This window comes from Cyanobium sp. Cruz-8D1, assembly GCF_024345975.1.
Taxonomy (GTDB): Bacteria; Cyanobacteriota; Cyanobacteriia; order PCC-6307; family Cyanobiaceae; genus Cyanobium.
The window spans coordinates 1-10,304 of the sequence record NZ_JAGQCD010000069.1; the positions used below are offsets into that span (position 1 = coordinate 1).

12 protein-coding genes and 1 pseudogene are annotated in these 10,304 nt (G+C 66.4%); 2 read left to right on the forward strand and 11 right to left on the reverse strand.

Annotated features, from left to right (window positions below):
• Positions 1–796 (reverse strand): annotated as a pseudogene (locus KBZ33_RS20200) (hypothetical protein); the annotation flags it as partial.
• Positions 797–1,294: 498 nt separating this feature from the next.
• Here KBZ33_RS20200 and KBZ33_RS20205 point away from each other — a divergent pair.
• Positions 1,295–2,980 (forward strand): tetratricopeptide repeat protein, encoded by a 1,686-nt coding sequence (locus KBZ33_RS20205; protein ID WP_254955252.1) that lies wholly within the window; start codon positions 1,295–1,297, stop codon positions 2,978–2,980.
• 1,425 nt (positions 2,981–4,405) lie between these two features.
• On the opposite strand, the gene KBZ33_RS20210 is transcribed toward KBZ33_RS20205, so the two are convergent.
• From KBZ33_RS20210 to KBZ33_RS20220, 3 genes are read right to left on the reverse strand one after another with little or no spacing between them, the layout of a single operon-like run.
• Positions 4,406–4,942 carry a sigma factor gene (locus tag KBZ33_RS20210; RefSeq protein WP_254955251.1) on the reverse strand — a complete coding sequence of 179 codons (537 nt, stop codon included), beginning with the start codon at positions 4,940–4,942 and terminating at the stop codon, positions 4,406–4,408.
• Between the two features lie 4 nt (positions 4,943–4,946).
• Positions 4,947–6,545 (reverse strand): terminase, encoded by a 1,599-nt coding sequence (locus tag KBZ33_RS20215; RefSeq protein ID WP_254955250.1) that lies wholly within the window; start codon positions 6,543–6,545, stop codon positions 4,947–4,949.
• Positions 6,545–7,081 carry a hypothetical protein gene (locus KBZ33_RS20220; RefSeq protein WP_255011950.1) on the reverse strand — a complete coding sequence of 179 codons (537 nt, stop codon included), beginning with the start codon at positions 7,079–7,081 and terminating at the stop codon, positions 6,545–6,547. Before KBZ33_RS20220 ends, KBZ33_RS20215 begins: the two co-directional genes overlap by 1 nt.
• Positions 7,082–7,436: 355 nt before the next feature.
• Here KBZ33_RS20220 and KBZ33_RS20225 point away from each other — a divergent pair, with 355 nt between their 5' ends.
• Positions 7,437–7,838 (forward strand): SLOG family protein, encoded by a 402-nt coding sequence (locus KBZ33_RS20225; protein ID WP_254955248.1) that lies wholly within the window; start codon positions 7,437–7,439, stop codon positions 7,836–7,838.
• 297 nt (positions 7,839–8,135) lie between these two features.
• Here KBZ33_RS20225 and KBZ33_RS20230 read toward each other — a convergent pair whose 3' ends face one another.
• The 7 genes from KBZ33_RS20230 to KBZ33_RS20260 form a co-directional block, all read right to left on the reverse strand.
• Positions 8,136–8,288 (reverse strand): hypothetical protein, encoded by a 153-nt coding sequence (locus KBZ33_RS20230; protein WP_254955247.1) that lies wholly within the window; start codon positions 8,286–8,288, stop codon positions 8,136–8,138.
• Entirely contained in the window at positions 8,285–8,458 is a 174-nt protein-coding gene (locus KBZ33_RS20235) for a hypothetical protein (protein ID WP_254955246.1), read from the reverse strand. The genes KBZ33_RS20230 and KBZ33_RS20235 overlap by 4 nt, the downstream gene beginning before the upstream one ends.
• Positions 8,455–9,156 (reverse strand): 3'-5' exonuclease, encoded by a 702-nt coding sequence (locus KBZ33_RS20240; RefSeq protein ID WP_254955245.1) that lies wholly within the window; start codon positions 9,154–9,156, stop codon positions 8,455–8,457. Before KBZ33_RS20240 ends, KBZ33_RS20235 begins: the two co-directional genes overlap by 4 nt.
• Positions 9,156–9,578: a hypothetical protein gene (locus KBZ33_RS20245; protein ID WP_254955244.1), complete on the reverse strand. Its 423-nt coding sequence runs from the start codon at positions 9,576–9,578 to the stop codon at positions 9,156–9,158. The genes KBZ33_RS20240 and KBZ33_RS20245 overlap by 1 nt, the downstream gene beginning before the upstream one ends.
• A 55-nt stretch (positions 9,579–9,633) precedes the next feature.
• Positions 9,634–9,798 (reverse strand): hypothetical protein, encoded by a 165-nt coding sequence (locus KBZ33_RS20250; protein WP_254955243.1) that lies wholly within the window; start codon positions 9,796–9,798, stop codon positions 9,634–9,636.
• Positions 9,798–10,010: a hypothetical protein gene (locus KBZ33_RS20255; protein ID WP_254955242.1), complete on the reverse strand. Its 213-nt coding sequence runs from the start codon at positions 10,008–10,010 to the stop codon at positions 9,798–9,800. The genes KBZ33_RS20250 and KBZ33_RS20255 overlap by 1 nt, the downstream gene beginning before the upstream one ends.
• Before the next feature lie 88 nt (positions 10,011–10,098).
• A partial coding sequence (locus tag KBZ33_RS20260; RefSeq protein WP_254955241.1) for a hypothetical protein occupies positions 10,099–10,304 on the reverse strand: 206 nt, incomplete at its 5' end.

Consider the following 10,304-nt stretch of genomic DNA (forward strand, 5'->3'; position numbering starts at 1 on the left):
GGCTGGTGGAGCGCTCGGCGCGGCAGGAGCTGATCTGGAAGCCGCCGGGGCTGAGCTGGAAGGTGGTGTAGATCCAGTCCTCGACGTTCGGTGCCTGCAGGATCTGGCCGTCGGCACCGACCATCAACACCGGCACGGCGCCGTACTGGGCCGGCTGGATGGCGCGGCGCTCATCGCGGCGCAAGCTGAACTCCAGCAGGGTGCGGGTGTCGCTGGCGAACTGCCAGTCGAGCAGATCGGCGCGGGGCACCAGGGCCAGCCGTGGCAGGGAGGCCCGATCGCCATGGGCGATCGCCTCCAGCCGGTGGCCTTCTGATTCGTGGCCCGTGGCGGGCGGCAGCACCAGCAACAAACAGCCGCCATCGCGCAGCACGAGCAGATCGGCGATGAACAGCAGCACCGCCAGGTCGGTGCCCATCCCATCGACATCACCGACGATGCGCTTGAGGGAGTCCGGCAGCGCCTGCCAGTGCAGGAAGCTGAGCATGCCGGCGTAGGTGCGCAGGGCATCGCGGAAAAAGCCCGTGGGCTGGGCGTGCTGGATGCGGGAGTCGTAGACCGGATCGGGCTCCTTGATCCCCTGCGGCAGGTAGGGCTTGCGGCGGCAGGAGCCATCCGGCGCCCGCAAAAGGTTCCAGGCATCGAGCACCAGCTGGAGGCGATCAGCGATGGCGCTGAGCGTTGGGTGCTGCCGCGACCATGGGGCCGACAGGGCCGGCTTGTTGAAGGAGCCGGCCTCCTCGAGCGGCGAGGGCCGGCGGTAGCGGTTGCGCTTGGTCGCGGAGCGGCTCGGCACGGGCGAAGCAAAGGCGGCTATGGGCTATTGCCACCCAGGGGCCAGTTGGCGATCAGTAGGGGGAGGCGGTGGTTATGGGAAAGAAGGCCAACAGGTTGCTGGGAAGGTCAACGTGAGGGTCGGAATGACGTTCCACCCTCAGTTGGCGCAGCGTGAACATGAGCTGCCGCAAGTAGAGCGCGTCTCACAGGTGAACGGGCTGCCTGATCAGCTTGATGGCTCATCGTCGGGATTGGCCGATCAGGTGCATGTGCCAACGCAGCGGGAAAATGGGTCGCTCCGGCGCAGATGTCGAGAAGAATGAGCCAGGAGGTTCGCAAGCGAGGAGATGAGGGGCCTGTACCAGGTGCCGCCAGTGGTGGCGAGCCGAGGACTGGGCTCGGATCAACCGCGGCTGCTGCGAAAGTTGGGAGACAGCTGCACGTTGAGGCACCGCTTGCTGCTCGACCATGGCGTCGATCTGGACGTGCCATCCCCTCACCCTGTCCCGCCAAGCCCATGATGCGTCGCGAGAAGCAGCTCTTCCTCGGGCCGCTGGCGCTGGCGGCAGCCCTGCAGGGCTGCCTCAGCCCGGTGCTGCCGATCCCTCCCGCCAGGGCCGTTTTGGTTTCGCCCGCGGCGCAGGGCGGCGAGGCGATCCCGCCTGAGGTGATGGAGTGGTTCGTCGGGGCCCAGCGGGCCTATGGCGAGGGGCAACCGGCGGAGGCCCTGCGGCTGCAGCGGAAGGTGATGGAGTGGCTAGAGGCCACGCCATCGGCCCGGCCGCACTTCCGGGCGCAGTCGTTGATCAACCTTGGCCTCTGGAACGGGGCCCTCGGCCGCCATCCGGAGGCCCTCACCGCCCTGTCGCAGGCGGAAGCCATCTTGCGGTCCCTGGCCAGCGGCAGCACCGAGGCGCGCCAGGATCTGGCCAAAGCGCTCAACAATCAGGGCGAAAGCCTCAACGCCCTGGCCCGCCGCGGCGAGGCGCTGGTGGCCGCTCGCGCCGCGGCAGACCTCCTGCGCAAGGAGCTCCGCGCCAACCCCGCCGCCCAGCGCGACCTGGCGGTGGCGCTGATCAATCAGGGCCGCTTCAGCGACTCGGCCCGCCAGGCACTGCCCCCCACCAGGGAAGCCGCCGCCCTGCTGCGGCCGCTCGCCCAGAGCGATCCCAGCGAGCGAGCGAACCTGGCGCGCACCCTTATGCGCCTTGGCGAATTGCACGGCGAACTCGGTGAGCTGCCTCAGGCAGAGGCCCCCATTCAAGAAGGGGTGGCCCTATGGCGCCAGCTGGCAGCCAGCAACCCCTCCGGGCGAGCAACGTTGGCCCAGTCCCTGCGTCTGCAGGGTCAACTACTGGGGGGGCTCAACCGCCACCCGGAGGCCGTGGCCAGCAATGTCCTGGAGGTGGAGGTGCGGCGCCAACTGCTGGCGGAAGATCCTGGACAACGCGCCGCGCTGGCCGAGGCCCTGGTGCTGTTGGCCCATCGCCACACCCAGCTGGCCCAACCGCAAGCGGCCCTGCCGGCCAGCCGCGAAGCGGTGCGGCTGCTGCGCGACCCCCGCCCGGCCAGCCCCGCCGAGCAGCGGGTCCTGGGCCTTGCCCTCAGCGGTCTGGGCCTGAGCCATTCCGCCCTGGGGGAGGCCCGTGAGGCCCTGGCGGTCAACCAGGAAGCCGTGGCGATCCTGGGCGGGTCGGCCCGGGCCATCCCCGCATCGCGGGCCGACCACGCCACCGCCCTGAGCAACCTCGCCCTGGCCTACAGCGCCCTCGGTGCCCGCCAGGAAGCGATGGCGCCAGCGGAGGAGACGGTGGTGATCTGGCGTGCCCTGGCCCGCACCAACCCCGCCCAGCAAGCCGATCTCGCCATCGCCCTCAAGAACCTGGGCAAGGCCTACGGCGAGCTCGGCCAGCATCAGCGCGCCGTGCCGCAGCTGCTGGAAGCCATCGCCCTGCTGCGGCCCCTAAGCCAGGCCCGTCCGTCCCTCCGCGCCGAACTCTCCCGAGCCCTAAATAACCTCGGCTTTCTGCGCCTGCTGATGGGCCAACCCGCCCAGGCACGGCCCCTGCTGGAGGAAGCGTTGCGCATCGTTCAGCCCTTGACCACCGAGAACCCCACCCTGCGAGGTGATCTGGTTCGCACACAGGTCAACTTGTCAAACACCTTGGCGGAGCTTCAGCGGCTGCAGCGTTTAAAGAACTAAGCCTGGTTGCATCACCATCCTGCCCCCCCCCTCGCCACTTGAAACATTCGCCGAAACTTGCGCCGCAAAGGATCACTCAATGCATGGTGCTCCGCAATGCATGGGGCTCGCGGCTGCTCGGCTCTGGCTACACGCGGAGTATCTGTCCGCCTTCCAAACTCCGCCGATCCCTACAAAGATCAAGCCAACCATTGCCAGGTGCTCCTGGCCGGTGAACAACTTGCCAGGAAACCAACCAATCACCTGCAGAATTGGGCGGCGGAGTATCGCTCAGGGCATGGTCATCTGCTTGCGGAAACTTTGCATGTCCTACTGCGTACCAAGTTAAACATGTGGTTCTCGGACCAGGCAACCATGCCTAAGCTTCCGATACATTCGGCAAAAGCTGTTGGTACAGAAGGGTTTTGACAACCGCTCGATCTGAGCTCACCGTGGTTTGCGGAAAGTACGGAGCTTTGAGGGATGGTTCTCGGAACCTTCCAATTAAGAGTTGAACTAAGCCGCTGCGCGGCAGATTCAACAGCTCGTGAATACTCTCATTGCTTCACTCTTTACTATTCCGATTCTTCCACATCCGCAGTGATCACCCTCACACCACGATCAGCTCAAAGCCAACTACACTCTTCATGAAGCCATGGTGGCAATGGAACAGGTACTTCTACTTGCCAACCACGTCAATCATGGAGGAAACCTAAAAAATTTGCCGGACTTATCTGCGGTAGGCCCCGCCCTCTAGAGTTGCGGGATTGTCCAGCTATGGATAGATCGTGGCTGCGCACGATCTATCCATATTCGTTAGGTAGACACGAAGTATGGACAGAAGAATGACGCGACCCCGTACACAGTAATTGTGTTTCCTGCTCTCTGTTCAGAGAAGTTGCTTAGGTCTGCATAAGCGGGAGACCAAGTGAGTTACCGCATTGTATAGAACCTGCGACATAGCGGGCATCACAGGAATGGATCGACAAGGCAAAGAGCCTTACGAATTGTGAATCTAAGGTCGACAGCTTGGTCAGGTAAAGCTAAGAATCAATTGGTTACGAAAAACCGTAACTGTATTAAAAGGAGCATTCCAAGCAAGGCATCACATTTTCAGCGCCATCACTAGGAACAGCTGCCATGAGTAGGCAGGATCAAATTGATGCCATGGTCAACCAAGCGACGGCAGCCATAATTTGCTCGTATCTTGAACATATGAACACAGCTCTGAACAAAGACTTAACCACTGCTACTACTGGAACAGCGTTTATTACTGAGAGCGAACTTGGCTCTTTGATCAATACGGTTCAGGGTGCCTTACGCAATGTGCCATAAGAACAGCCTAACGACGCCCCTCGAGTGGACAGGCCACCACCAGCACTTTGCCGCCTCCCTGTACCCTTTGCCTGCCACTCAGAGGCACCGTTCCAGCGATCGCCAGCCACTTCAGGTCTCAGGCGGCAGGGCCACAACTGTGATCGAGCAGGCCTCCTGAATCTCCTGCCAGCGAGCAGCCGTGATGCCAAGCCGCTGGGGCAGCTGGCCAGGCGGTAGGCCCTGGCGAAGCAGCTTCTGACCACTGGCATGTAGATCCCGCCAGGTGGGCGGCACCTTGATGGCAAAGCCCGAATCGCGCAGGAAGTGGATGATCTCGCCGTTGGCGTAGGTGCGGGCGTAGGGGCGAAAGGGGCGGCCACCGGTGGGGTTGTAGCGCTCGGCGGCTTTGAGCAGGCCGATGATCGCCACCTGCCGCAGGTCATCGAAGGGGTGGATGGTGCGGCGAGCGAAGTTGCCGGCGATCACATCGGCCAGATCCAGATGTTGTAGCGCCAGGGCGTGGGCCGCCGCACGGGGATGGGGCACCCGGCGTCGGCGCGGTGCACGGGGAGCAGGGTCCGCCGCCGCCACCGCTGCCGCCACTGGCAGCGCTGGAGCAACCGCCAGATGGGCCGGAGCATCAAAGAGGGAGAGCTGCTGCACCATCGGATCAGCGCGAGAGCAGCAGCGGCACCGGCGCGTCCTGCACACCGAGGCCTTTCCAATAGCGTTCCTCCAGCCAGAGGGCGCCGTGGCAGAAGGCGTCGGTGAGGTCCTTGCTGCCCTTGGGGAACCGGGGGAGTTCCTCGGTGAGGGGTTCGGCGCGGGGATGGAAGGCGACTTGGCCCGCCTCCAGCAGCGGTGCGACGGCATGGGCGCGTAGCTCCTTGCTGCCGCGAGGCGGGACCGGCAGCAGCCCGCAGATCTTGCGGCGCAGAACCTGCAGCACGGCCGGGCCGTTGGCGGCGTCTTCCACCAGCACCGCGTTGGGCCGCAGGCCCTGCTTGTGCAGCGCGGCGCTGGCCGCCAGCAGGAAGTGGACCGTGCCCGGCAGACCGAGGCGCTTGCGCACCGCCCAGAGCACCTCGATCTCCAGCCTCTGGGCCATTCCGGTGTCAGGCGCCAGCAGGCCCATGAGCACAAAGCCGCAGTAGCAGCTGTCCTCCTCCCCTTTGAAGGTCAGGTCACAGGAGAGGATCAAAGGGCCGTAGCGGCGCTTGGCCTTGCGGGGGAAGGCGTTGCGCAACCAGGCCCTCTGGAAGATGCCGCCGGCGGCCGGTGCCGGCCGCTGCTGGTAGAGCGCCGACCACCAGAAGGCGCCGGTGCGTTGGCGGATCTTGAGCAGTTCCTGCAGCGGGAAACGCTCGGGGCAGAGGGCCTCCCCCGGCTGGCGCCAGTCCGGCTCCACCGTCACCGAGGGCGGATAGGAGGGCCGTTCGGGGCTGTGCTCCGCAATCGCCGGCAGGTCGAGCACATGCCAGTGCTGGGGCGCCTGCTCCAGCTCCTGGGCCAGCAGCCAGCCGACCATGTCGTTCTCATCCCAGCGGGTGAGCACGATCACCTGGGCCGAGAGGTTGCGCTGCAGGGCGCCTGTGCCGGCGTCGATGAAGGAAGGCTCCGCGCGCAGGAACCAGACCGACTTGAGCCACTCGACGATGCGATCACGGACGCGGGCGGAGCCGGCGTCATGGGGACCCTTGTAGGGGTCATCGATGATCCCGAGCGAATAGCCCTTGCCGTTGAAAGGCCCGTCCACACCAGCAGCGATGCAGCCGCCGCGCTGGGGCGTGAGCCAGTTACCGACGGCGGCTGAATCCCTGGAGAGGGGGTTGCCGGTGGCGCGATAGAAGTGGCGCGCCTCGCGGGAATGGGCGTAGGCCAGCTCACCGGAGTAGCTGGCGACTGCCGAGAACAGGTGCGGGTGGCGGTAGACGAAGTAGGCCAGAAACAGCTTGGAGATCAACAGCGATTTGCCCAGCCGCGGCGGACAGGTGACGATCAGGCGGGAGAGCTCGCCATCGGCGATCTGCTGCAGCAGGGCGATCAACACCAGCGCCCAGCGGTGGAAGCCGTAGGCGGGCATCGCCTCGGTGATGAACGCACGCAGGCTCAGCGGCGCCGTACTGCCGCTGACGATCGAGGGATCGCGGAAAGCGAGAACGCCAGCATCACCCCATGGATCGCCGTGGAAGGGCGAGCCCAGCACGCCGGCAGCGGTGATGGTCCCTGGACGCAGCAGGGGGGAAACCGTGGCGGGAGGGGCCAGCATCAGGCGGCCGACGGGGGCTTGATCGGCGCCCGCAGCATCCCGGTGATCTCGGCCAGCACGCGGTGAGCACCAACGGCGGCGGAGAACTGCTCGGCTTCTGCCGCACGACGGGCGACGTCCTGGAGGGCAAAGATCGCCTCCGCCTGGTGCACCAGCCGGTCCTCGACCAGCTCCTCGACCATCCGCGAGCGGGCGACGCGCAGGTACTTCTTGAGGGTGCAGTAGGAGGTCATGCCCCAGAGCAGGACGGCCTGGTCACGGATGTGGGTGGTGGGAAGGCGCTGGGCCAGCCAGACCTGCAGCTGGGCAATGCGCTGCTCCACCTCCGCCCGGGTCGGGCGCTTGCTGGAGGCCTGAGCCGGGAACCGAACACCGACGCCATCGCTGGCTGGGCTGCGCTTACGCCCCCGCTTGCGGGGTTCCTCTGGCGCCGGCTCCGGCCAGATGGGGTTGCCATCGGCGTCCTCCAGCGGCGCTGAATCCCGCAGTAGCTCCACGGCTGGATCGTCGGGCGTGATCTCGCCAAGGGCGACCATCAAAGCCATGCGCACCTGGCGGCGAGGATCAGCCGTAAGAGATTCGGGAGCCGTAGCCGCATGTAGCTAGTGAACCCAAGGCTACTACCCGTAATGAGTTAGCGCTCAGCAGCGCAGACCGGCCAGTGAGTCGGTTCAGCGTGCCACCCGGCGCAAGGGCTGCGCAGGTTCGGCCTGCGGCCTCACCCTTGCGCGCGGGTGCTGGGATCGCCTCGCCGCCACCCGGCTGGGGCGGTTGTGTCACGGCGGCCAGGGGGCTGCCGCTGTGCGGGGCGCGACCCGCTCAGGCCAACTGTCGCCTGCACCATCCACTAGCGGTCCCGATGCTAAAATTATAGAGCCCTAGTCTCTTGTCATGGCAAGCGATCCTGGCTGCGATGTGGCCCCCGACGGGCCCAGCTACGCACCTCACCCGGTGGTGGTCGTGGCCTGCGGCGGCCGGGAGCTGGCCTGGGAGCCCAGCGCCGTGCGCACCGCGCTACTGGAGGCGGTGAGTTGCCGCTGGGTGCTGACCCTGTTCCATGGCGGCGCCAGGGGCGCCGATCAGCTGGTGGAGTGCCAGGCCCAGGCCCTCGGCTGGCCCGTGCGCCAGCGCAGAGCTGAGTGGTCGCGGTTGGGAATGGCGGCCAGGCCGATCCGTAACCAGGCCATGCTCGAGGAGGCCGGCGGCCTGGCGCACCGCAATGGCGCCGAGCTGCTGCTGCTGGCGTTCCCCGGGGGTGCTGGCACCGCCAGCTGCATCCGGGAAGCGCGCTAGTGGCACCGGTTCAGTTGTGGCGAGGTGCGTATGCAGCTGCTGCAGCTGCTCGAGCGGATTGAAGCCAGCACGATCAGCTGAGGGCTGGGGGCAGAAGCCCCCCCACCAGCCAACGGGCGGAAACCGGGTCAGCCGGGCAGATCCGCGCCGCGGGTTGGGGGCGCGAACATTTTAGAGCTGCCTTTTGCAGGTTCTGCTGGTGAGCAGGCGGATCGAGGCGAGGTCGAAGTCAGTGCTCCCGTCGGTCTGCCTTGCGGGCCTCGGCGTTGATGCTTTGCGACATGCTGCCCATCCGCCTCAGATCAGCCGGCCGCGAGGGCGGGGCGGCTCAAGGCTGGGAACCGGTGTGAGCAGGGCGGCCAGGGGCAAGGCCATGGCGGCGGCGATGGCGCTGCTGATGGCGATGAGCTGCAGGTAGCGGAAGAACATGTGTTGGGCCGTGCTGCTCACGGCAGATCGTTGAAACGGTTGCGGGGAGCGTCCATGAGCTCCTGGCGCCCCTTCTCCTTGCCATAGAGCCAGTCATCGACGGACTGGCCGGGCCTGGGGCCGTTGGGTTTGAGCTTGGTGACCTTGAAGTCGCTCGCTGGGGTCCAGCTGGGTTTCTTGCGGCGGCTCATGGCTCTGCCTCAAACACTGGGAAAGGCAGCGCCTCGATCTGGGCCTCAGTGCAGCGGCGCTGCCACTGCTTGGCCTCCGGCAGCCAGCGGAAGCCGGCCTGCTTGGCCTCGTCTTTGCGGGAGAAGGGCAGATCGGCAGCGACCAGTCGCCGCAGCTGTAGGCCCTCGGCCAGGTGCTCCTGCAGCTGCGGGTCGCGCTCAAGGATCTGAGCCAGATAGATGCAGTCGGTCAGGGCCCGGTGCGCCGCCCAGACCGGGATGCCATGGGCCAGGGCGAGGGCTGCCAGCGAAGGGCCGGGCTTGATGCCCTGCCAGCTGATGCCGTCACAGGTGCAGATCCATGGCTTGCCCTGGGCCTCGGTGTCACCTGCACCGGTCGTGCTCAGCCAGGTGTCGATCCAGGGCCGGTCAAAGGCGGCGTTGTGGGCCACCAAGGCATCGGCGCTGGCCAGCATCGCCAGGAAGAGGGCGTGAGCCTGCTGGGCAGGCTGGGGCTGCTGCGTGAGGACGGGGTCGATGCCGTTGATCTCCTGGGCCCCATTGGCGGCGATGGGCAGGAGGAAGGAGAGCTGCTGCAGCACCGCCCGGTGGGGCACCGAGAAGAGCACAGCGCCGATCTCGCAGAGTTCATCGCTCCCCACCTGGAGACCGGTGGTTTCGCAGTCCAGCAGCAGCAACGTGGTGGGGGAGAGCGGCATCAGAGGGTCGGCAGCTCGGTGTGGCGAGGGTCCGGACCGCTGTGGATCGCCGCCGTCAGCACCCGCTGAGCCAGCTCCTCGCAATTGCGATGGACGCCGGTGTTCCAGGCAGCCACGACCGTGTCCTTGGTTGCCCGGGTGAAGACCAGCGCCGTTCCCGGCGGATAGAGGGCGGCATTGCCAGCGCGGTAGCCCTCGCGGTACGCCTTGGCGTGTAGCAGGCGGTTCGCCAGCCGATCGAGTTGGTCCGGTGGCACCGGATGGCGCAGCCGCAGCCAGAGCTCCAGCAGCAAGCGGAAGGCAACGTTCAATGGGATGGGCGCCACCAACATGCGGTGGCGGAAGCAGTCGATCGTCACCAGCCCGAGGTGGCGGGGCAGGAGCTGATCGGGCGGGTGGGAGCGGATCAGAAAGCGGAACATCGCAAGAGGTCGGTGGTGGGACAGGCCGGGCGGTGCCCGGTGTTTGGCTCTGGTGTCAGCGGGGGGAGAGGGGGCGGAAGGCACCGGTGCCACGGCCGCAGCCAGGGCAACGGGCCGCAGCGCGGAGCAGCTGGTCCCATTGGCCGGGGGTGAGCAGCCAGAGGCACTCACGGCACTCCCAAGAGGGGGAGTGGGCGGATGGTGGGACCGGCGCCGCCATCACTGGGGTGGAGGACCCGCCTCAAGGCTCTGGAGAACGGAGGCGATCAGCGGCCCGGGTTCGGGGCTGGTGTCGATGGCCTGGTGCAGCACCCGCAGGGGGGCACAGAGCAGACGGGCGCGGTCATGGTGACCGGCCCAGAACTCGCGCTCAAAGGCCTCGAGGAGGCGCCGAGCGAGGTGCTGATCCGGAGGCTGGGGGTGGTTCGGCATGGAACGGTCTGAAATGGGTCGTGAAGTGTTCTCTTGTCGGCTCAATCCGTAGTGGCACGGGTTGGCATTGGCGGTGGACTCAGTTCGCTCAGAAAGGCACCTCCTCGCCAAAGCCGCCGTAGCCCTCATCGGGCCGTGGCGTCCATTCCGAGGCAGGCCCATACGAGCGATTGCCATCCCCGCCACCCGCAGGCAGCGGCGGGCCGCCAAGGTCCGCCGGGTCCTTGAGCTGAATCGTGCGGTAGGTGCTGCCACCCCTGCTGGTGTTGTTGTATTCGAAGGCCAGCAATCGGA

Coding starts and splice junctions, on each gene's coding strand:
- KBZ33_RS20235 (WP_254955246.1), bottom strand. CDS start 8,458: ATGAGCCGCCGCAAGAAACCCAGCTGGACCCCAGCGAGCGACTTCAAG.
- KBZ33_RS20240 (WP_254955245.1), bottom strand. CDS start 9,156: ATGCCGCTCTCCCCCACCACGTTGCTGCTGCTGGACTGCGAAACCACC.
- KBZ33_RS20255 (WP_254955242.1), bottom strand. CDS start 10,010: ATGCCGAACCACCCCCAGCCTCCGGATCAGCACCTCGCTCGGCGCCTC.
- KBZ33_RS20205 (WP_254955252.1), top strand. CDS start 1,295: ATGATGCGTCGCGAGAAGCAGCTCTTCCTCGGGCCGCTGGCGCTGGCG.
- KBZ33_RS20225 (WP_254955248.1), top strand. CDS start 7,437: ATGGCAAGCGATCCTGGCTGCGATGTGGCCCCCGACGGGCCCAGCTAC.
- KBZ33_RS20210 (WP_254955251.1), bottom strand. CDS start 4,942: ATGGTGCAGCAGCTCTCCCTCTTTGATGCTCCGGCCCATCTGGCGGTT.
- KBZ33_RS20250 (WP_254955243.1), bottom strand. CDS start 9,798: ATGGCGGCGCCGGTCCCACCATCCGCCCACTCCCCCTCTTGGGAGTGC.
- KBZ33_RS20245 (WP_254955244.1), bottom strand. CDS start 9,578: ATGTTCCGCTTTCTGATCCGCTCCCACCCGCCCGATCAGCTCCTGCCC.
- KBZ33_RS20220 (WP_255011950.1), bottom strand. CDS start 7,081: ATGGTCGCCCTTGGCGAGATCACGCCCGACGATCCAGCCGTGGAGCTA.
- KBZ33_RS20215 (WP_254955250.1), bottom strand. CDS start 6,545: ATGCTGGCCCCTCCCGCCACGGTTTCCCCCCTGCTGCGTCCAGGGACC.